The 19,929-nt window shown below is 63.3% G+C and carries 25 protein-coding genes; 15 read left to right on the forward strand and 10 right to left on the reverse strand.

Translation table 11 applies throughout. The features are described from left to right. Positions 1 to 28: 28 nt before the first annotated feature. The 4 genes from FLO80_RS06365 to FLO80_RS06380 all read left to right on the forward strand — a co-directional run bounded on the left by FLO80_RS06365 (position 29) and on the right by FLO80_RS06380 (position 4,796). Positions 29 to 802, forward strand: coding sequence for a DUF6478 family protein (locus FLO80_RS06365; RefSeq protein WP_111362826.1), 774 nt, complete (start codon positions 29 to 31; stop codon positions 800 to 802). A gap of 8 nt (positions 803 to 810) precedes the next feature. Continuing rightward, positions 811 to 1,185: a hypothetical protein gene (locus FLO80_RS06370; RefSeq protein ID WP_111362828.1), complete on the forward strand. Its 375-nt coding sequence runs from the start codon at positions 811 to 813 to the stop codon at positions 1,183 to 1,185. A gap of 164 nt (positions 1,186 to 1,349) precedes the next feature. Further along, positions 1,350 to 2,546, forward strand: coding sequence for an NADH:flavin oxidoreductase/NADH oxidase family protein (locus FLO80_RS06375; RefSeq protein WP_111362831.1), 1,197 nt, complete (start codon positions 1,350 to 1,352; stop codon positions 2,544 to 2,546). A 222-nt stretch (positions 2,547 to 2,768) separates the two neighbouring features. Beyond that, positions 2,769 to 4,796 (forward strand): NADPH-dependent 2,4-dienoyl-CoA reductase, encoded by a 2,028-nt coding sequence (locus FLO80_RS06380; protein ID WP_111362834.1) that lies wholly within the window; start codon positions 2,769 to 2,771, stop codon positions 4,794 to 4,796. A gap of 25 nt (positions 4,797 to 4,821) precedes the next feature. On the opposite strand, the gene rimM is transcribed toward FLO80_RS06380, so the two are convergent. From rimM to ffh, 7 genes are all read right to left on the reverse strand, one after another. After that, positions 4,822 to 5,331 carry a ribosome maturation factor RimM gene (gene rimM / locus FLO80_RS06385; protein ID WP_111362837.1) on the reverse strand — a complete coding sequence of 170 codons (510 nt, stop codon included), beginning with the start codon at positions 5,329 to 5,331 and terminating at the stop codon, positions 4,822 to 4,824. A gap of 71 nt (positions 5,332 to 5,402) precedes the next feature. Next, entirely contained in the window at positions 5,403 to 5,789 is a 387-nt protein-coding gene (rpsP, locus tag FLO80_RS06390; RefSeq protein WP_111362839.1) for a 30S ribosomal protein S16, read from the reverse strand. Between the two features lie 45 nt (positions 5,790 to 5,834). Continuing rightward, a complete protein-coding gene (locus FLO80_RS06395) occupies positions 5,835 to 6,131 on the reverse strand; it encodes a chorismate mutase (RefSeq protein ID WP_111362842.1) in 297 nt (98 codons plus the stop codon). Further along, positions 6,124 to 6,729: a GNAT family N-acetyltransferase gene (locus FLO80_RS06400; protein ID WP_111362845.1), complete on the reverse strand. Its 606-nt coding sequence runs from the start codon at positions 6,727 to 6,729 to the stop codon at positions 6,124 to 6,126. Before FLO80_RS06400 ends, FLO80_RS06395 begins: the two co-directional genes overlap by 8 nt. Next, positions 6,729 to 7,280 (reverse strand): GNAT family N-acetyltransferase, encoded by a 552-nt coding sequence (locus FLO80_RS06405; protein ID WP_111362848.1) that lies wholly within the window; start codon positions 7,278 to 7,280, stop codon positions 6,729 to 6,731. The genes FLO80_RS06400 and FLO80_RS06405 overlap by 1 nt, the downstream gene beginning before the upstream one ends. Next, on the reverse strand, positions 7,277 to 7,759 hold the full coding sequence (locus FLO80_RS06410; protein ID WP_246156588.1) for a GNAT family N-acetyltransferase: 483 nt from the start codon (positions 7,757 to 7,759) through the stop codon (positions 7,277 to 7,279). Before FLO80_RS06410 ends, FLO80_RS06405 begins: the two co-directional genes overlap by 4 nt. 115 nt (positions 7,760 to 7,874) lie before the next feature. After that, the gene (ffh, locus tag FLO80_RS06415) at positions 7,875 to 9,374 is read right to left on the reverse strand and encodes a signal recognition particle protein (RefSeq protein ID WP_111362854.1); all 1,500 of its coding nucleotides are present in this window, start codon (positions 9,372 to 9,374) and stop codon (positions 7,875 to 7,877) included. Between the two features lie 283 nt (positions 9,375 to 9,657). Here ffh and FLO80_RS06420 point away from each other — a divergent pair, with 283 nt between their 5' ends. Further along, the gene (locus FLO80_RS06420; protein WP_188078224.1) at positions 9,658 to 10,485 is read left to right on the forward strand and encodes a glycosyltransferase family protein; all 828 of its coding nucleotides are present in this window, start codon (positions 9,658 to 9,660) and stop codon (positions 10,483 to 10,485) included. Here the strand turns inward: FLO80_RS06420 and FLO80_RS06425 are convergent. Continuing rightward, positions 10,463 to 10,930 (reverse strand): hypothetical protein, encoded by a 468-nt coding sequence (locus FLO80_RS06425; RefSeq protein WP_111362856.1) that lies wholly within the window; start codon positions 10,928 to 10,930, stop codon positions 10,463 to 10,465. The two genes, FLO80_RS06420 and FLO80_RS06425, sit on opposite strands and share 23 nt — an antisense overlap. A 100-nt stretch (positions 10,931 to 11,030) precedes the next feature. Here FLO80_RS06425 and FLO80_RS06430 point away from each other — a divergent pair, with 100 nt between their 5' ends. Both FLO80_RS06430 and FLO80_RS06435 read left to right on the forward strand, forming a co-directional pair. Further along, entirely contained in the window at positions 11,031 to 11,915 is an 885-nt protein-coding gene (locus FLO80_RS06430) for a LysR family transcriptional regulator (RefSeq protein WP_111362859.1), read from the forward strand. 11 nt (positions 11,916 to 11,926) lie between these two features. Next, positions 11,927 to 12,796 (forward strand): DMT family transporter, encoded by an 870-nt coding sequence (locus FLO80_RS06435; protein WP_111363231.1) that lies wholly within the window; start codon positions 11,927 to 11,929, stop codon positions 12,794 to 12,796. 12 nt (positions 12,797 to 12,808) lie between these two features. Here FLO80_RS06435 and FLO80_RS06440 read toward each other — a convergent pair whose 3' ends face one another. Then, positions 12,809 to 13,144, reverse strand: coding sequence for an ArsR/SmtB family transcription factor (locus FLO80_RS06440; RefSeq protein WP_111363228.1), 336 nt, complete (start codon positions 13,142 to 13,144; stop codon positions 12,809 to 12,811). 231 nt (positions 13,145 to 13,375) lie between these two features. Between FLO80_RS06440 and FLO80_RS06445 the strand changes: the two genes are divergently transcribed. From FLO80_RS06445 to FLO80_RS06465, 5 genes are all read left to right on the forward strand, one after another. Continuing rightward, positions 13,376 to 13,708 carry an AtpZ/AtpI family protein gene (locus tag FLO80_RS06445; protein WP_111362861.1) on the forward strand — a complete coding sequence of 111 codons (333 nt, stop codon included), beginning with the start codon at positions 13,376 to 13,378 and terminating at the stop codon, positions 13,706 to 13,708. 54 nt (positions 13,709 to 13,762) lie between these two features. Beyond that, on the forward strand, positions 13,763 to 14,470 hold the full coding sequence (locus tag FLO80_RS06450; protein WP_370330660.1) for a F0F1 ATP synthase subunit A: 708 nt from the start codon (positions 13,763 to 13,765) through the stop codon (positions 14,468 to 14,470). 74 nt (positions 14,471 to 14,544) lie between these two features. Next, positions 14,545 to 14,781 carry a F0F1 ATP synthase subunit C gene (locus FLO80_RS06455; RefSeq protein ID WP_111362866.1) on the forward strand — a complete coding sequence of 79 codons (237 nt, stop codon included), beginning with the start codon at positions 14,545 to 14,547 and terminating at the stop codon, positions 14,779 to 14,781. Positions 14,782 to 14,863: 82 nt separating this feature from the next. Further along, positions 14,864 to 15,409, forward strand: a complete 546-nt coding sequence (locus FLO80_RS06460) for a F0F1 ATP synthase subunit B' (RefSeq protein ID WP_111362868.1) — start codon at positions 14,864 to 14,866, stop codon at positions 15,407 to 15,409. Positions 15,410 to 15,413: 4 nt separating this feature from the next. After that, a complete protein-coding gene (locus FLO80_RS06465; protein ID WP_111362870.1) occupies positions 15,414 to 15,971 on the forward strand; it encodes a F0F1 ATP synthase subunit B in 558 nt (185 codons plus the stop codon). Between the two features lie 153 nt (positions 15,972 to 16,124). Here the strand turns inward: FLO80_RS06465 and FLO80_RS06470 are convergent, their stop codons facing one another. After that, a complete protein-coding gene (locus FLO80_RS06470; RefSeq protein WP_111362872.1) occupies positions 16,125 to 16,892 on the reverse strand; it encodes a FadR/GntR family transcriptional regulator in 768 nt (255 codons plus the stop codon). A gap of 318 nt (positions 16,893 to 17,210) precedes the next feature. Here FLO80_RS06470 and FLO80_RS06475 point away from each other — a divergent pair, with 318 nt between their 5' ends. From FLO80_RS06475 to FLO80_RS06485, 3 genes are read left to right on the forward strand one after another with little or no spacing between them, the layout of a single operon-like run. After that, the gene (locus FLO80_RS06475) at positions 17,211 to 17,882 is read left to right on the forward strand and encodes a COQ9 family protein (RefSeq protein WP_111362874.1); all 672 of its coding nucleotides are present in this window, start codon (positions 17,211 to 17,213) and stop codon (positions 17,880 to 17,882) included. 11 nt (positions 17,883 to 17,893) lie between these two features. Next, the gene (locus tag FLO80_RS06480) at positions 17,894 to 18,880 is read left to right on the forward strand and encodes an NAD(P)H-quinone oxidoreductase (RefSeq protein ID WP_111362876.1); all 987 of its coding nucleotides are present in this window, start codon (positions 17,894 to 17,896) and stop codon (positions 18,878 to 18,880) included. 28 nt (positions 18,881 to 18,908) lie between these two features. Beyond that, the gene (locus tag FLO80_RS06485; protein WP_111362878.1) at positions 18,909 to 19,883 is read left to right on the forward strand and encodes a quinone oxidoreductase family protein; all 975 of its coding nucleotides are present in this window, start codon (positions 18,909 to 18,911) and stop codon (positions 19,881 to 19,883) included. The last annotated feature ends 46 nt before the right edge of the window (positions 19,884 to 19,929 follow it).

Below are 19,929 nucleotides of genomic sequence, written 5' to 3' on the forward strand. Positions count from 1 at the left end.
TGCGACAAGCAACCGACACCGGGCAGGGATGGTGAAATTGGGCAACGGATTCGTCAAAAGGCTGTTGCATGAGGCGACGGTCCGGCGCTGGGCGCGTGCCGCGCGCGAGGCCGGTTCGACCGATCTGTCGCTCTTGCGGGCACAACGCGGGCGCGCCCGTCGGCTCAAGACACATCTCGACAAGTTGATCCACGTGTCGGAAAGCCGGTTGGCGCTGCCGGTGATCGGCTCGCACGCCTTTCCAAGGCCGCATGATTCCGACTGGGCGTGGCGGCCCGAATTGTGGCGCGGCCCGCTTCCGGTGTCGGGGATGTCCTCGGTCGAAACCAAGAGCACGCTGGGCCACGAGGTGACGCTGTTTCACGATTGCCAGCGTTCGGAACTGACCCTGCGCCAGTTGCGCAACCGGCGCGAGGCCGATCTTGCGCCGTTCGGTCTGCGCATGGATGTGTTCAATTTCGACGGCTCGTTCCTGTCGCTGGTGGTCGATCTGCCCGAAGCGGCGGCGCAGGGGCTCAAGCGCAAGCATCTGATCCGGGTGGATGTCATCGCGGAAATGGAAAAGCCGCTGGAAATTTTTGCCCGTCTCAACGTGAAGCACGGGCCGAATACCGAGCAGATCGTAAGGGAATTGCCGCTTGGCGCGGAAGAGGTGATGGTCGAGTTCGACCTGGCCTATTCCAAGCTGAATGAGAAGCGGGTCGACAAGCTCTGGCTCGATCTGATCTTCGAGGGGCCACAGATGAACCAGGTCACGCTGCGTGATCTTACGTTCAGCCGCCGCCCACGGGCGGAGCTATAGGGGGTGCAATGGGTGATCTGACGCTGACCAAGACGCGGATGAAGGAAGGGGTCTGGGAGGGCCTTTTGCGGCGCGATGGCGATGGCGATGCGCCGCCCGAAATCACCGTGACGCTAGACGAGCAGCCGATTTCGGGCGTCGAGGTGATCCCGGATCAGGCCGGAGGATGGGCGCTGCGCGTGGCGGTGCCGGTCGCGGCGATTGCCGACGGGGTGCAGACCTTCCTGATCCGCGACAAGGCCGCGAACGAGAAACTGGGATCGTTCACGCTCATCGCGGGCGAGGCGCTGGATGACGACATCCGCGCCGAGATCGACCTGTTGCGTGCCGAATTGGACATGCTCAAGCGCGCGTTCCGGCGGCATTGTCTTGAAACGATGTAGTATTCGCCACCTGACACGAGGTCCCCGACGAGGGCCGGGCAATAGCGGCGTCCATTCTCTCTGAGCGAAACTGTCAGGTGAGGGTGATGAGTGCACTTTGACAAATGCTGAAACGGGCACGAATGTCGGCTTGCAACGAAAGCTGGAGAAGTGGTGCCCTCGAAATGAAAGCGTCGAATGAAAGTGTGCTAACACAGCCGTTGCAGCTGCCGTGTGGGGTTGTCCTCAAGAACCGCATTGCGAAATCGGCAATGTCCGATTCATTGGGGAATGGGCGCGGCGCGCCAACGGATGCTCAAATTCGCCTCTATGAGCGCTGGGCTGAGGGCGGCGTGGCGCTGTCAATCATTGGCGAGGTTCAGGGCACCCCTCATTATGCCGAGAAGCCCGGCAACCTTGTCCTGAACGCCCATTCTGAACCCGAGGTTTTCAAGGCCCTGGCGCGTGCGGGATCAATCAATAACACACAACTTTGGTTGCAGCTTGGGCATGCGGGTGCGCTGGCCGATGCACCGTTCAGTAATCCGAAGGGGCCAAGCGCGCTTGATCTTCCAGGACTCAAATGTGGCGCGCTTTCTGTTTCAGAAATTCAAGCCCTGCCCGAAGAGTTCGCCCGCACGGCGGTTCTTGCGAAGCAATTTGGATTTGGGGGTGTCGAAATTCATGCGGCGCATGGCTTCCTGTTGAGCCAATTTCTGTCGCCATTGTTCAACAAACGGACAGATGCCTATGGGGGCCGCCTCGAAAACAGAATGCGCCTAATGCTGGAGATCATAGACAATGTGCGCCACGCCGTTGGTCCGGACTTTCCTGTTGGAATAAAGCTTAATGCCACTGATCAGCTTGAAGGTGGCCTGAGGCAAGACGAGGCGCTTGCCGTCGTGGACGCTCTCGACAGCACCGGCATTGATCTGATCGACATTAGTGGCGGGACTTACTTTCCGGGTGCGCCTTCCTCGTCGGATCGTTCCGGGTCCGGCCCCTATTTTTTGGACTTTGCCGAACGTGCCCGCGCCAAGACGGATAAGCCGCTAATGGTTACAGGTGGGTTCAAGACGCTGCAGCAGGTAAAGGCGGCTATCAAGGAAGGGAAAGCTGATCTGGTGGGCCTTGCGCGCGCGCTTGTCGTCGATCCCGGTTTGCCAAAGAAATGGAAAATGGGTGGCACGCCGGAACCTCAATTCCCACGCTTCGACAATCCACCGGAAGGCGGTGTAACGGCTTGGTATACGATGCAAATAACACAGTTCGCCAACGGAGAAACCGCGCTGTCATCGAGTGATCTTTCCGATGCAATTATAGCTTACGAGGAGAGAGATCAGCAACGGCGTGGGATTTGGAGGAAGCATTTCGGAGGCTAGTGCAACCGTCGAAGCGGACATCCGGATTGCGATAGCGAAAGCCAGAAAGGTCCCGCTCGCGCCGCCTCGGACTTCGCTCCCGCGATCCGGGTGTCTGAGGCAGCGAGGGTTTTGTCATATGTAGAACAATCGCGCGCCAGCGGGCGGGGTGGCTGACGCTGCGTTGAGGGGTGACAGGTGATCCGGCGGGTTGCAATGTGGCCTGCGCAAAGGGAGGCCACGATGACTGGATACCCACATCTTCTGAAACCGCTCGACCTCGGGCATGTCACGTTGAAAAACCGGGTTCTCATGGGCTCGATGCATACCGGGCTGGAAGAGCGCGGCGATTGGGGCCGGGTGGCCGAGTATTATGCCGCGCGGGCGCGGGGGGGTGTGGGCCTGATGGTGACGGGGGGCATTGCGCCGAACAACGAAGGCGGCGTTTTCCCGGGTGCTGCGGGGCTTTATACGGCCGAGGATATCGCCAACCACCGCAAGGTCACGGATGCGGTGCATGATGCGGGCGGGCGGATCGCGATGCAGATCCTGCATGCCGGGCGCTATGCCTATGGGCCGGAATGCGTATCGGCCTCGCCGGTGAAGAGCCCGATTTCGCCGTTTCCGCCCAAGGAGCTTGACGAGGCGGGCATCGAGAAACAGATCGCCGATTTCGCCACCACCGCCGCGCGGGCGCGCGAGGCGGGCTATGACGGAGTCGAAATCATGGGCTCCGAGGGGTATTTCATCAACCAGTTCCTCGCGACCCATGTGAACAAGCGCACCGATCGCTGGGGCGGTTCCTATGAAAACCGGATGCGCCTGCCGATCGAGATCATGAGCCGGGTGCGCGCGGCGGTGGGCGATGATTTCATCATCATCTACCGGCTCTCGATGATCGACCTCGTGCCCGATGGCTCGACCCATGAAGAGGTGGTGCAACTGGCGCAGGAAATCGAAAAGGCCGGGGCCTCGATCATCAACACCGGCATCGGCTGGCACGAGGCGCGGGTGCCGACGATTGCCACGTCGGTGCCGCGTGCGGCGTTCGCATGGGTGACGAAAAAGCTGATGGGCAAGGTGTCGATTCCCCTGATCACCTCGAACCGGATCAACACGCCCGACGTGGCCGAGGAGGTTCTGGCCGAGGGGTGTGCCGACATGGTGAGCATGGCGCGGCCATTCCTCGCCGACGCGGATTTCGTGCAGAAGGCGGCAGAGGGTCGGGCGGATGAGATCGCGCCCTGCATCGGCTGCAACCAGGCTTGCCTCGATCACACGTTCAGCGGCAAGATCTCGACCTGCCTCGTGAACCCCAAGGCCTGTTTCGAGACCGAGATCGTGATCGAACCGGCGGCCGAGATAAAGCGCGTGGCGGTGGTCGGTGCGGGGCCTGCGGGCCTGTCGGCGGCGATGACCGCGGCCGAGCGGGGCCATGCGGTGACGCTCTTTGACAGGGCCGATGAGATCGGCGGGCAACTCAACATGGCCAAGGTGATCCCCGGCAAGGAAGAGTTTCACGGGCTGGTCGCGTGGTTCGCCACGATGATGGAAAAGCATGGCGTCGAATTGCGCCTCGGCACCGAGGCGACGGCGGAGATGTTGGAGGACTTCGACGAGGTGATCGTGGCCACGGGCGTGATCCCGCGTGATCCGGGTATCCCGGGTCAGGAGGCGCCGAACGTGCTGTCCTATGTCGATGTGCTGCGTGGTGGCGCCGAGGTGGGTCGCCGTGTCGCGGTGATCGGGGCCGGTGGAATCGGGTTCGATGTGTCGGAATTCCTTGTGCATGACGGCGAGAGCCCGACCGAGAACCTCGCGCTCTGGCGCGAGGAATGGGGGGTCGGCGACCCCGAAAAGGTGCCGGGCGGGCTGGCCGAGGCGGGGCCGCAGCCGCATCCCGCTGCGCGCCAGGTGACGCTGATGCAGCGCAAGGCCAAGGCTTTGGGCAAGGGGCTGGGCAAGACGACCGGCTGGATTCATCGCGCGGCGCTGCGGATGAAGGGGGTCGAAATGGTGGGCGGCGTCAATTACGAGAGGATCGACGACGCGGGCCTGCATGTGAGCAGCGGCGAGGCCCGCGAGAATCCGCGGATGATCGAATGCGATACCGTCGTTCTGTGCGCCGGACAATTGAGCGAGCGGTCACTGGCCGACGCGCTGGAGGCGCGCGGCAAACCCTGCCACGTGATCGGCGGGGCGGAACTGGCCGCCGAGCTTGACGCCAAGCGGGCGATTGACCAGGGGGTGCGACTCGGCGCGCAGCTTTGAACGCGCCGGGGCAGGCACACCGGGGTCAATCGGGGAAAAGCCCCTCGGGCGGGTCGGCGACGATGCGCCCGGCGCCGAGATCGACGGTTGGAACCGCCTCGCGGGTGAACGGCAAAAGCACGCTGTCCTTCAAGCCCGGCCCGGTGATTTCAAGCAAATCACCCGCGCCGTGGTTCTGCACCGATTTCACCCGGCCCAGTTCGGCGCCGCCGGTGTCGAAGACGACAAGCCCGATCAGGTCCGCGTGATAGAATTCGTCATCGGGCAGCGAGGGTAGCTTGTCCCTCGGGGCGTAAAGCTCGGTCCCGCGCAGCGCGTCGGCCTCTTCCTTGGTGGTGATGCCGGAAAGACGCGCGGCAAAGCCGCCCTTGACCGGCCGCAGGATCGCGACCGTGAAATCGCGGCTGCCGTCGGCAGTGGTCAGCGGCGCATAATCGGCAATCGCCTGCGGGTCGGCGGTGAAGCTCTTGAGCCGCACCTCGCCGCGGACACCGTAAGCGCCTGCAATGGCACCGACGCAGATGAGGTCTGTCATGGCCCTTGCCTTCGCGGATCAGGGTGCGCCGGGCCGGATTGCTCCGGCCCGGCCAGGAATGTGCGACCGGATTATTCGGCGCTTGCCTCTGCGGCCTCTTCAGCCGGGGCGGCCGTGGCTTCGGCGGCCTTGGCGGCCTTGGCTTCGGCGCGCTCCTGTGCGGCCTTGCCGGGGGTGCCTTTTTTCGGGTTCGAACGCTCTTTCTTGGCGATCACGCCCGCCGCTTCGAGAAAGCGCGACACGCGGTCGGTGGTCTGCGCGCCGTGGTCGAGCCAGTATTGCACGCGCTCGACATCCATCTTGACGCGGTCTTCGCTGTCTTTCGGCAGAAGCGGGTTATAGGTGCCCAGTTTCTCGATGAAGCGGCCATCGCGCGGCATGCGCGAATCGGCCGCGACGATGCGGTAAAAGGGACGTTTCTTCGAGCCGCCGCGGGCGAGCCGGATTTTCATAGCCATTTGCGTTTCTCCTTTGAATGGCGGGTTTGGTGGGAAGGCCCCACCCTAGGTTTGATGTTGGCGATGGTGCTGAATCACTTCAGCGATGATGAAGTTGAGGAACTTGCGGGCAAATTCCGGGTCGAGATCGGCGTCCTGCGCCAATTGCTCCAGCCGTGCGATCTGCTGCGCCTCGCGCGTGGGATCGGACGGGGGAAGATCGTGCCGGGCCTTGAGCTTGCCCACGGCCTGGGTGTGCTTGAACCGCTCGCCCAGCGTATAGACGAGGATCGCGTCGAGCCGGTCGATACTGGCGCGATGCTCCTTGAGCAGGTCTGCGGCACGGGTGACAGCATCAGTCAATGGCCCATCCTTTCGGCTTGAAGAGCGGGTCGATGTAATTGGCGATCTCCATCTCGATCCCGTGCGCCAACTGGCTACCGACAAGCGCATCGGGGGACGGGTGGCGATAGACCGTATCGGAGCCGTCGATGGTGGCGGCCTGCGGGTCCTTTTTCGCGCCCAGCCGCTCGGCAAGGCGGATGGAATCGAGGTTCTTGGGGTCGATATAGCTGACCGCGCCGTCCCAGCCCAGCGTGTCGTAGAAATAGCCGCGCGCCGCGTGGGTCGCTTCGAGGGCATAACCGTGCCCGGCCTTTTCGGGCCAGATGATCCATGCGATTTCACGCTCGGGCCATTTCGCGGGCATCCAGCCGCCGGCCATGCCGACCGTTTCATCCGTGTCCCTGAGGTGGATCATCCACATGCCGTAACCGCGGATGTTCCAGTGCCCGATTTCCGCGGCATAGAGCATCCACGCCTCGTAGCCATTGAGCGGGCCGCCCATGAACCGCGAGCGATAGGACGAGAACGTCGCCTTGAAGTCGGGATAATCCTCGGCCTCCGGTCCACGCAGGGCGAGGCGCCGGGTTTCCAGCGTGGGGATGTTGGCGGTGTGCATCAGGCGTAAGCCTCCATCCCGCCGTTTTCGAGATCGGTCGGTGCGAGGTGGCGCCAGATCTCGATCGGGCCATATTCGGGATCGTCGTACATTTTCTCGAACGACGCGCCGAGGCGGCGGGCCACGGCCTTCGAGGCCTCGTTCTTCGGGTCGATCTCGGAAATCGCGGTGTCCCAGCCCAGCACGTCATAGGCATGGGCACGCGCGGCCAACGCGGCCTCGGTGGCATAACCGTTGCCCTGGCCGTGGGGCATCAAGGTCCAGCCGATTTCACGCTCGATCCAGCCTTCGGGGAACCACAGGCCGACGCGGCCCTGATAGGTGCCGCTTTCCTTGTCTTCGAGCGCCCAGAAGCCGTAGCCGCGAAAGGCCCAGTGACCGATCAGCATGGCAAGGCTGCGCCAGACCCGGTGTGCGGGAAGCGGGCCGCCGACGAAACGCGATCCCTCGGTGGCGAAGAACTCGCGTTCATGCTCGAAATCGCTCTCGCGCGGCGCGCGCAGGATCAGGCGTTCGGTTTCCAGAACGGGAATGTCGAGGGCGGGTGTCATTGCGGAACCTCGCGCGGATGGTGGCGGTAGACCAGCAGCGGTTCGTCGAAAGCGGCTTCGGCTTGTGGGTCGCGGCGGGCACCGAGGCGTTCAGCCAAGGCGATGGACCGGTCGTTGCGCGGGTCGATATAGCTGACCAGCGATGTCAGCCCGGCAATGCCGATCCCCCAGTCGCGCAGGGCCTGCGCCGCCTCGAACGCGATTCCTCGCCCTTCAGCATCCTGGGCGAGGAACCAGCCGAGTTCCGGCTCGCGGTCGCCGAACTCCATGCAGATCAGCACGAAGCCAAGGACGGTAGCGTCTTCGCGACCGGTAATCGTCAGGAGCCCGTGGCCGCGCAGCAACCAGTTGGCCACGCATTGCGTGAAGTCGAGCCAGGCGCCTTCGCGGTCGAGCGGTTCGGAATACATGAAACCGGCCCGGTCGGACATGGCGATGGTGCGATAGGTGGCGAAATCGGAGATTTCGGGCGCACGCAAGATCAGCCGCGCGGTTTCAAGCCGCGGCAGCCCAGCACACAGGCCAGCGGCAAGGGCGGCGGAGGCGCCGGTAGGCGGAGCCTCGTGGGGATATGCGATCGACCGGGTCACCCGTCTATTTCTTCTTGCCCAGGCCCGAGAGGCCCGAGGGCAGGCCCATGCCGCCGCCAAGGCCGGGCAGGCCGCCCCCCTGCCCCATCTGCCTGGCCGCCTTTTCCAGCGCCTTCTGGTCCATGCCCTCGGCCATGCCGGCCATATCCGCGGGCGCACCGCCCTTGCCGAACATGCCCTTCATGGCCTGCTTGAGCATGCCGCCCTTGCCCATCTTCTTCATCATGTCGCCCATCTGGCGCTGCATCTTGAGAAGCTTGTTGAGATCGGACACATCGAGCCCCGCACCCTTGGCGATCCGTTTCTTGCGGCTGGCCTGAAGGATCTGGGGATTGGCGCGTTCCAGCTTGGTCATCGACTGGATCAGCGCGATCTGCTGGCGGATGATCTTGTCGTCAAAGCCGGCCGCCTCGACCTGCTTGGCCATCTTGCCCATGCCGGGCATCATGCCCATGATCCCTTCCATGCCGCCCATCTTGAGCATCTGTTCGAGCTGCATCTTGAGATCGTTCATGTTGAAGCGGCCCTTCTGGAACCGTTTCATCATGCGTTCGGCCTGTTCGGCCTCGATGGTTTGCTGTGCCTTCTCGACGAGAGAGACGATATCGCCCATGCCGAGGATGCGCCCGGCGATGCGGTCGGGTTCGAAGGTCTCGAGCGCCTCCATCTTTTCGCCCAGGCCCACGAAGCGGATCGGCTTGCCGGTGACCGCGCGCATGGAAAGCGCCGCACCGCCGCGCCCGTCGCCATCCATCCGGGTCAGGACAACGCCGGAAATACCGATCTTGGCGTCAAATTCCTCGGCCACCTCGACGGCGACCTGACCGGTCAGGCCATCGACCACCAGAAGCGTTTCGCGCGGGGTGACGACGTTGCGAACGTCCTCGACCTCCTGCATCAGGGTTTCGTCGATATGCAGACGTCCGGCGGTGTCGAGCATGTAGACGTCATACCCGCCCATCGTCGCCTGTTGCTTGGCGCGTCTGGCGATATCGACGGGTTTCTGGCCCGGCACGATGGGCAGCGTATCAACGCCGATCTGGGTGCCCAGGATGGCAAGCTGGTCCATGGCCGCAGGCCGATAGACGTCGAGCGAGGCCATCAGCACCTTCTTGCCCTCGCGCTCGGCAAGGCGCTTGGCGAGCTTGGCGGTGGTCGTGGTCTTGCCGCCACCCTGAAGGCCGACCATCAGGATCGGTGCGGGCGGGTTGTCGATCTTGAGCTTGCCGGGATCTTCGTCGCCTGTGAGCGTCTCGACAAGGGCATCGTGGACGATCTTGACGACCTGTTGACCCGGCGTGACGGATTTCGTCACCGCCTGGCCGGTGGCCCGGTCCTGCACACGCTTGATAAAGGCCCGCGCCACGGGCAGCGAGACGTCGGCCTCGAGCAGGGCGACGCGCACTTCGCGCAGGGCGGTCTTGACGTCATCCTCGGAAAGCGCGCCCTGCTTCGTCAGCCGGTCGAAGACACCGGAGAGGCGTTCGGACAGGTTTTCAAACATCTCGTCGGCTCCTTTGACCGTTTCCTGTTCATGCCCACCAGATAGGGGTGGAGCGGCTCAATACCAAACAATGCGCGCCCAAAGGGCATGTCCATACGATGCGCGCCCCCGTGGGCGCAACGCGCTGACGGAGGGCGATCCCGGGACACGGCCCAAGGGACCGGAAGTTTGGCGCTTCCGGGTATCAAGCGGCCAATACGGCGATGATGCGCAGGAGTCAAGCGGCGGCATGGGCATCCGCCCCGGCAAGATCGGGCCAATGATTGGGCCGGAGGTGATTTTCATGCGTAGAGATGGCAGAACGCAACACGAGGGACAGGAAAAGGCGATGCGGGCGATGGACAAGGGTGTGATCTATGTGGCGACGGGGCCGGATTACCGCGCTCTTGCCCTGCAATCGGTGCGGTCGCTGCGGCAGGTCGAGCCGGGATTGCCGGTCGATCTGTTCACCGATGCGCCCGATGCGGTGCCGCCGGGCGTGTTCGATGCGGTTCACCCGGTCGAGAACCCGCACCGCCGCTCAAAGCTCGATTGCATGGGGCAAACCCGGTTCGAACGCACGCTTTACCTCGATTGCGATACATTGGTCACGGCCCCGTTGGGCGATCTCTTTGACCTGCTGGATCGGTTCGAGATGGCACTGGCCCACGAAGTGCGCCGGGCGAGTGACCTCATTCGCGAGGGGTTCGAACAGGTCACGCCCTATGCCTTTCCACAGATGAATTCCGGGGTACTGCTCTATCGCCGGTCCGACCGGGTTCTGGATTTCCTGCGGGACTGGGCGCGGCGATTTGCCGAGTCGGGGGTGACGCGCGATCAGGTCATTCTCAAGGACATGCTCTGGCAGGGGGATCTGGCCTTTTACGTGCTGCCGCCCGAGTTCAACCTGCGGCGCCTGACCGTTCTGGACGCGTGGGAGCCGGAGGATGCGATCCCGACCATCCTGCATTCGCATCGGCTGATGGATCACATGCGGAATGGCGGGAAGCAGCTCACGCAGGTCGAAGACCTGGTCGAGGCCGAGCGCACGGCCCATCGCGAAGAATGGGCAGACAGGGAGGTTGGCAACGATCCCGTGGCGCGGTTTCTCACCCCGCCAGCCAATCGTTGATGGCGTGGGCGACCCCCCGATGGTCGCCAATATTGGAATAGGCCAGCGACAGCGGGTGGCGCCCGGCACTTTGCCCATGGTCGATTTCAAGCACCACGCGGTAAAGCGTTCCGTTCTTGCCCGCGCTCTGCTCGACGACGGCGCGCGAAATCTCGTCGATGGTGTGGCGCACGCGGCTGTGGCGCAGGGCATTGGCGCGGCGAATCTCGACCCAGCCTTCGGGTCGGTAAAAGACCACCTGAACCCGGCGCACGAACAGAACGAAGGCGACGGCCCCCATCCCGCCACCGACCACGAGGAAGATCAGGCCATGCCAGATTCCTTCGAGGATCAGGCCCAGCCCGACACCGACAAAGACCAGGATAAAGACGATGAGCATCACACCGGTAAGCCAAGGCGTATCGTCCACGATCAATAGATCGGGTGTATCTGTCTTGATCTTCATGCCGCCAGATTAGGCGCGATTTCGCCCCGGTTTCAATTGCAATTTCCAACAGGTATGGCAGGATTTGCCCGAAAATGTTTGCTGCCGCACAGGAGAGAGCGTGGAGAACTGGGACGAGGTAAGAACCGCCTTTCAGGTGGCACGGCTGGGAACTGTGAGCGGTGCGGCCGAGGTTCTGGGGGTCCACCATGCCACCGTGATCCGGCATATCGACGCGCTCGAAGGGCGGTTGGGCGTCAAGCTGTTTCAGCGCCATTCGCGCGGATACACCCCGACCGAAGCCGGCGAAGACCTGTTGCGCGTGGCACGGGCGACGGACGACCAGTTCGCGCAACTGGCCGGGCGCATCAAGGGCCGTGGCAACGAGGTCACCGGAGAGCTTGTCGTCACCGCCCTGGCCGAGTTCAGCCGGATTCTGGCGCCGATCCTGTCAGGGTTCCAGCACCGGCACCCGGGCCTTGTCGTGCGTCTCAAGACAAGCGAGCGGTTGTTTCGACTCGAATATGGCGAGGCCCATGTCGCCATTCGCGCCGGGCAGAAAGCCCCCGGCGAGCCCGACAATGTTGTGCAAAAGCTCGTGGATCAACCGATCGGTCTCTACGCCAGCAAAGCCTATATCGACCGCCACGGGCGCCCGTCCGGCCCCGAGGAACTTGGCGATCATGTTTTCGTCGGCACCGATGACACGGCGTCGCGCGCGCCCTTCGCCCAATGGCTGCGCGCGCATGTCGCCGAAGAACGGATCGCCTTTCGGGCCGATGATTTCCGCGCGCAGGAAGAGGCGGTTCTGGCCGGGGCGGGGATCGGCTTTCTCGCGGTGGAGGACGCAGCACAGGTGCCCGACCTGGTCGAGGTCATGGCCCCGCGCGAAGAGTGGGCGATCCCACTCTGGATCGTGACCCATATGGACCTGCACCGGACGGCCAAGGTGCAGGCCTTTCTCAAGCACCTCAAGGAGACGCTGGCGAAGAGGCACAACCCGTGACGCCCGCGCAGATGGGGCATCTGGCGATGCTGGCCTTTTCGGCGCTGGTGGCGGGGTCGTTTTCGCTCGGGGTGATGGCGGCGCCGCATATTGCGCCTGCCGCGCTCAATGCGCCACGGTTCCTGATCGCGGCACTTCTGGTGGGGGCGGCGGCGCTGGCCACGACCGGAATCCCGAAAAGCGCGGCCCGCGCACCGTGGCGCTACCTGGTGCTCGGGGGAACCTTTGCCATCTATTTCGTGCTGATGTTCGAAGGGTTGAAAACCGCCGCGCCGGTCTCGGCCTCGGCGGTATTCACCCTGACGCCGGTGATGTCGGCGATCATCGGCTACGCGATGCTGCGACAGATCACGACGCCGCGCATGGCACTGGGGCTGAGCGTCGGGGCGGCCGGGGCGCTCTGGGTGATCTTCCGCGCCGATTGGGAGGCTGTTCGCGCCTTCGAAGTGGGCCGCGGCGAGATGATCTATTTCTGGGGCTGCGTCGCGCACGCGGCCTATACGCCCATGGTCCGGTTGCTCAATCGCGGGGAATCACCGGTGGTGTTCACCTTCGGCATGCTGGTGGCGGGCTGTGTGCTGGTCACGATCTATGGCTGGAATGACATCCGGGCGACCGACTGGGCGGCCCTGCCCGCGATCGTGTGGATCACGCTGGTCTATGTCGCGGTCTTCGCCAGCGCGGTCACGTTCGTGCTGTTGCAATTCGCCACGCTGCGCCTGCCCTCGGCCAAGGTGATGGCCTATACCTATCTCACGCCCAGTTGGGTCATCGCGTGGGAGGTCCTGCTGGGCCACGAGGTGCCGCCCGTGCTGGTGATGGCGGGGGTGGGGCTGACGGTGGTGGCGCTTCTGGTGCTGCTCAAGGACGAGGGGCATTGATGCACGCCCGCACTACTGTGACGGATCGGCCCCGAACTCGCCTTCGAGAAACCGCTCGAACGCATCGAGATTGACCGGCTCGAACTGGCCGAACCCCTGCATCCACACCGAGGCCGCGCGCAGCGCGTCGGGTTCGAGCTTGCACCATTTCACCCGGCCGCGCTTTTCCTGGCTGATGAGCCCGGCGCGGGTCAGGATCGTCAGGTGCTTGGAAATCGCCGCAAGCGACATCTCGAACGGGTCGGCCACGTCGGTAACGGCCATGTCATCTTCGAGAAGCATGGTCAGGATGGCCCGCCGCGTGGGGTCGGCCAGCGCGGCGAACGTGGCGTCGAGGGTATCGCTCATGGCTTGGGGTTTGTCCGAGACCGGCGCTTTCGTCAACCGTTTGGTTGAATATGCGCTTTTGCCGGAACCGGCGCCCAGCGATGCCATGGCCGAATGATGGCATTCGACGGGTGCTGAAAAAATTCGCTTGATATCAATCCCTTGGATGGTGTTTCCCAAGGGCGTCATGACGCTTGACTCTGTCCGGCCTGCCCCCTAGCAAAGGCACAAATTTCCGATGGGGGAATTCGCGTGACCGATCCCGATCCAAAGCAACGCCTCGCGGAGCTGGACGCACGGATCGCGGCCATGAAAAAGGCCGGTGAACGCGACAAGCCGCATCAGGAAGAACACTATTCCAAGGCCCAGATCGGCTGGCGGATGGTGACGGAGATGGTGGCCGGTCTGTTGATCGGTTTCGGCATGGGATACGGGCTTGACCGCCTGTTCGGAACGCTTCCGATCTTTCTCGTGCTGCTGACATTGTTGGGCTTTGCCGCCGGTGTACGCACGATGTTGCGAACCGCGAAAGAGTTCGACGTCGTGGATGAGCCTGAAAAGGCCGAAGAAGACGAGAGGATGTAGGACGTGGCAAGCGAGACGCATTCCGGGCAAGGGTCGGGGCTGGAATTTCACCCGATGGATCAGTTCATCGTCAAACCGTTGTTCGGCGACGGCCCGGTGGGCATGTTCACCGTGACCAACGTGACGCTGTGGATGGCAATCAGCGTTCTGGCGGTGGTCCTCTTGCTGATCGTGGGCACGTCGCGCCGCGCCATCGTGCCAAGCCGCAGCCAGTCGGTGGCCGAGCTTGCCTATGGCTTCGTCTACAAGATGATCGAGGACGTGGCCGGCAAGGACGGGCTTAAATACTTCCCCTATATCATGACGCTGTTCATGTTCGTCCTGTTCAGCAACGTGCTGGGCCTGATCCCCTCGGCGTTCACGACGACATCGCATATCGCGGTAACCGCGGTTCTGGCGATGGGCGTGTTCCTGACCGTGACGATCCTTGGCTTTGTCAAGAACGGCGCCGCGTTTCTCGGGCTGTTCTGGGTGTCGAGCGCGCCGCTCGCGCTGCGCCCCGTCCTGGCCCTGATCGAGCTGATTTCCTATTTCGTGCGCCCGGTGAGCCATTCCATCCGTCTTGCCGGGAACATGATGGCGGGTCACGCGGTGCTCAAGGTGTTCGCGGGCTTTGCCGCCTCGGCCCTGATCGCCCCCTTTGCGATCGGCGCGATCACCGCGATGTATGCGCTCGAGCTGCTCGTGGCCTGTGTCCAGGCCTATGTCTTCACCATCCTCACCTGCGTCTATCTCAAGGATGCGCTGCACCCGTCGCACTGAGGTTTCATCAAGGTTCGGTGGGCCACCTGCCCGCCCTGCATCATTCGCCAATTCCAACGTAAGGAGAAATCACAATGGAAGGCAATATCGCTGAAATGGGTCAATTCATCGGTGCCGGCCTCGCCGCTATCGGTTCGGGCGCTGCGGCTATCGGTGTTGGCCATGTTGCCGGCAACTTCCTGTCGGGTGCACTGCGCAACCCGTCGGCGGCCCCTGGCCAGACCGCGACGCTCTTTATCGGCATCGCCTTCGCCGAAGCCCTGGGGATCTTCTCGTTCCTCGTCGCGCTTCTGCTGATGTTTGCCGTCTGATCCGATCGGGCCATCCTTACGCTCGGGTGGGTTGTCACGCATGACCCACCCGTTGTAATCCCGGTTCGAGGAGAACTACGACATGGCAAGCGAGACCCAAGCCCCGGTCAGTTCCTGCGTTGACGCAGGTGGCAGCGCCATTGGCATGCCACAGCTTTGCGGCGACTGGATGGGCAACCAGATTTTCTGGCTGGTTGTGACGCTGGTGGTGATGTTTTTCATCCTGTCCAAGATCGCGCTGCCGCGGATTGCCGCCGTGCTGGCCGAACGTCAGGGACGGATCACCAATGACATCGCCGCCGCCGAAGAGCTGAGAAAAAAGGCTCAGGAAGCGGAAGCGGCCTATGAAAAGGCACTTGCCGAGGCCAAGGCCGAAGCGGGCCGGATCGTGGCTGAGGCCAAGGCCGAGATGCAGGCCGAAATGGATGTCGAGATCGCCAAGGCCGATGCAGAGATCGCGGCCCAAACCGCGGAAAGCGAAAAGAAAATCGTTGAAATCCGCGAGGGTGCGCTCGAGGCGGTCAAAGAGGTCGCCATGGACACCGCCCAGGATATCGTGACCGCCATGGGCGGCAAGGCCGACGCCAAGAGCGTGACAGCGGCCGTCAACGAACGGATGAAAGGGTAATCTCATGCGCAGCCTTGCCACAATGATCGCCCTTTTCGCCGCCAGCCCGGCACTGGCCGCTTCGGGCCCGTTCTTTTCGCTCGGCAATACGAACTTCGTGATCCTGATCGCGTTCCTGATTTTCATTGCGATTCTGGTCTATTACAAGGTGCCGGGCCTGTTGACCGGCCTGCTGGACAAGCGTGCCGCCGGTATCCAGTCCGAACTCGACGAGGCCCGCCGCCTGCGTGACGAAGCGCAAAGCGTTCTGGCCTCGTATGAGCGCAAGCAAAAGGACGTGGCCGCACAGGCCGAACGGATCGTCGCCCATGCCAAGGATGAAGCGGCGACCGCGGCGGAGCTGGCCAAGGAAGACCTGAAGAAATCCATCGCCCGGCGGATCGCGGCGGCGGAGGACCAGATCGCCAGCGCACAGGCCGCGGCCATCAAGGATGTCCGCGATCAGGCGGTCACCGTTGCCGTTGCGGCCGCGCGTGACGTCATCGCCAAGAACATGACCGCGACCGATGCCAACAAGCTGATCGACTCGGCGATTTCCGAGGTCGAGGCCAAGCTACACTGATCACGCGCCGCGGAGTGGCGCGCGAGGTGAGAGATCGGAAAACCCGGGTTTCGTGCCCGGGTTTTTCATTTTCGGGCAGGTGACAGTCTGATCCGGAATGCTTTACAGGGATCGCCCCGGGCGCGCGGTGATAATCTTTGACCGCGAAACGGGTCAACGCGCCCTTTCGTGTTCGATGCGCTGGCGGGCGATGTCTTCGTTGCGATCGGCCTTGGCCTGCGCGCGCAACGCCGTTTCGATGTAATCCATATGCGCCTCGACCGCGGCCCGGGCGCCGGCCGCGTCGCGGGCCTGAAGGGCCGCGTTGATCGCCGCGTGCTGGGTCAGGATATCCTCGCGCGAGGTGGTCTGGCGGAACATCTGGGCGCGGTTGTAAAACACGCCCTCGCGCAGAAGATCATACATCGAGCGCATCATGTGCTGCATCACCACGTTGTGGCAGGATTCGATGATGGCCATGTGAAAATCGGCATCCGCCTCGGCTTCGAGCGCGGTATCGGCCTGGTGATGCGCGCTCACCATCCGGTCGTAAGCCGTTGCAATCACTTCCAGATCGGTACTCGATGCATATCGCGCAGCGCGTTCCGCGGTCATCCCTTCGAGATCGCGGCGAAACGAAATGTAATCGATCACCGCCTCGTCATGCGCCGCGAAAAGCCGCACCAGCGCCGGGGAAAAGGCCGATCCCAACACATCGGCCACGTAAATCCCCGACCCGGCGCGCGATGCCAGAAGCCCACGGGCCCGCAACTCGGCCACCGCTTCGCGCAGCGACGGGCGTGAGACACCGAGTTTCTCGGACAGCTCACGCTCGGGCGGGAGACGCTCGCCCGGGCGCAGGATTCCGCGCAGGATCAAAAGCTCGATCTGGCGGACAACGGCGGAGGAGAGTTTCTCGGGATGGACGGGGCGGAACGGCATGACAGGAACCCAAAACGTTAATTGGTCAAACCTTATGACCGCTTTCCCAGCACCGCAAGGCCATGGTTAACGCCGTCAGAGATGGCGAAACAAGGGGGTGACACCCGACTGTTTCCCGGCTGTCGCCCGGCTGCCGGGTGATTCAACCTTTCGTTAACCGCGCGAAAGGTTAACGCACCGTCCGCCCGCGACGCGCTTGCAAGACGCGATCTTCGGCAATTGGCACTGCCAGCGGGTGGCGTTATGGTCGGTCCCAACACGCCGTCGGTTCGACCTGAACCGCAGCACGCCGCCCGGTGGCGGCAAGGGAGCTGTTTAATGTCCGACATGATCGAAAAACTGCTTGATGCGGCACTGATCCACGTGCCGTTTGACGGTTGGAGCGACGAGACGTTCAACGCCGCCGTCGCAGAAAGCGGGGTCGAGATGGCGCTGGCCCGGGCCATGTGCCCGCGCGGCGCGGTGGATCTTGCCGCCGCCTATCACAGGCGCGGCGACCAGCGCATGGTCGCGCGCCTGAACGAGGCCGAGCTTGCGCAGATGCGGTTTCGCGACCGGATCGCGGCGGCGGTGCGGTTCCGCATCGAAGCGGTCGAGGACAAGGAACTGGTGCGCCGAGGCATGACCCTGTTTGCGCTGCCGCAGCACGCACCCGAGGGGACGCGGCTGATCTGGGGCACCTGCGATCTCATATGGCGCAGCCTTGGCGATACCTCGGATGACGTGAACTGGTATACCAAGCGGATGACGCTGTCGGGGGTCTATTCCTCGACGCTTCTCTATTGGCTGGGCGACGAGAGCGAGGGGTTCGAGGCGACATGGGCCTTTCTCGACCGGCGGATCGAGGACGTGATGCAGTTCGAGACACTCAAGGCCCGACTGCGCGACAACCCGGCCCTGTCGCGGGTGTTGAAGGGGCCGCTGGAGGTGCTGGGCCGCATCCGCGCACCGAAACCACGCGGTGACATGCCGGGACATTGGGACAAGTGAGAGAGGCAGACATGAGCAAGACGATGAAAGCGATCGAGATTTCCACGCCGGGCGGACCCGAGGTCCTGGTGCCCTGCGAACGGCCCATGCCAACGGCCGGTCAGGGCGAGGTGGTGATCCGCGTGGCATGGGCGGGGGTGAACCGGCCCGACGCACTGCAACGTGCGGGCAATTACGCACCGCCCCCCACGGCAAGCGACCTGCCCGGGCTCGAGGCATCGGGCGAGGTGGCCGAGGTCGGCCCGGGCGTCACCGACTGGAAGGTGGGCGACAAGGTCTGCGCGCTCCTGCCCGGCGGCGGCTATGCCGAATACGTGACAACGCCCGCCGCGCATTGCCTGCCCATACCCGAGGGCATGGACCTGCGCGAGGCCGCGTGCCTGCCCGAGACGTTCTTTACCGTCTGGACCAACGTGTTCATGCGCGGCGGGTTGAAAGCCGGTGAGCGGTTCCTTGTGCATGGCGGAAGCTCGGGCATCGGGACGACCGCCATTCAACTGGCACGCCATTTCGGCGCGCGGGTGTTCGCCACGGCCGGGTCGGACGAGAAATGCAAGACCTGCACCGATCTCGGGGCGGAACGGGCGATCAACTACAAGACGCAGGATTTCGTCGAGGTGATGAAGGATGCGGGCGGTGCCGATTTGATCCTCGACATGGTGGGGGGTGACTACCTTCCGCGCAACGTCAATGCGCTCGCCAATGACGGGCGGCTGGTGCAGATCGCGTTTCTGAACGGTCCCAAGGTCGAGTTGAATTTCGCACAGGTCATGGTGCGGCGGCTGACCATCACCGGGAGCACGCTGCGCCCGCAATCGGACCTCGCCAAGGCGCGCATCGCGGAAGAGCTGCGCACCCATGTCTGGCCGCTTCTCGATGCGGGGCGGGTGGCGCCGGTGATGGATAGCGAGTTTCCGCTTGAGGATGCTGCCGGGGCCCATGAACGGATCGAAAGCCCCGGGCATGTCGGCAAGATCGTGTTGAAGGTGGGGGCGTGACATCGCGCACCCGATAAGGAGAGATCACATGGCAAGAACAGTCATCATCGAAGAATTCGGCGGACCCGAGACAATGCAGATCGTCGACCGGCCGGTGGGCGATCCGGGGCCGGGGGAAATTCGCATCCGGCATGAGTTTGCCGGGCTCAACTTCATCGACGTCTATCAGCGCACCGGGCTTTACCCCAACGACCTGCCCCTGACCCTCGGCATGGAGGCGGCCGGCATCGTCGAGGCGGTGGGCGAAGGTGTGAACCACCTTTCCCCCGGGGATCGCGCGGCCTATGCCAGCATGCCGCCCGGCGCCTATTGCGAAGCCCGCGTGATGCCCGCCGCGCAGGTGATGAAACTCCCCGACGGGATCGGCGCGGATACCGCGGCGGCAATGATGCTTCAGGGGCTGACGGTGCAATACCTGTTTCATCGCACGACGCCCATTCAAAAGGGCGACACGGTACTGTTTCACGCCGCCGCCGGGGGTGTCGGGTTGATCGCCTGCCAATGGGCGCGCTCGGAAGGGATCAACCTGATCGGCACGGCGGGCACGGACGAGAAATGCCAATTGGCGCTCGATCACGGGGCCAGCCATTGCATCAATTACCGACAGGAGGATTTCGCCGCGAAAGTGCGGGAATTGACCGGTGGAAAAGGCGTCGACGTGGTGATGGATTCGGTTGGCGCGGACACGTTCGAGGGCTCGCTCGATTCGCTTAAACCCTTGGGAATGATGATTTCCTTTGGCAATGCCTCGGGTCCGGTGCCGCCGCTCAATATCGGTATTCTGGGTCAGAAGGGATCGCTCAAGATCACCCGGCCCACGCTTTTCACGCATATCGCGGATCATCATACCTGTCAGGCAATGGCCAATCATCTTTTCGAGAAAGTCGAAAAGGGCGACGTGGCGATCAATATCAGTCAGCGTTTCACTCTGGACGATATTCGCGCGGCACATGAAACACTCGAAGCGCGGAAAACAACCGGTTCGACAATTATCGAGATTTGAATATGACGCGCATGGGATCGGAGAAGAACCCATGCGCGCCGATTAC

The sequence above is a fragment of the Aquicoccus porphyridii genome (genome assembly GCF_008369105.1).
In the GTDB taxonomy this organism is placed as follows: Bacteria; Pseudomonadota; Alphaproteobacteria; order Rhodobacterales; family Rhodobacteraceae; genus Aquicoccus; species Aquicoccus porphyridii.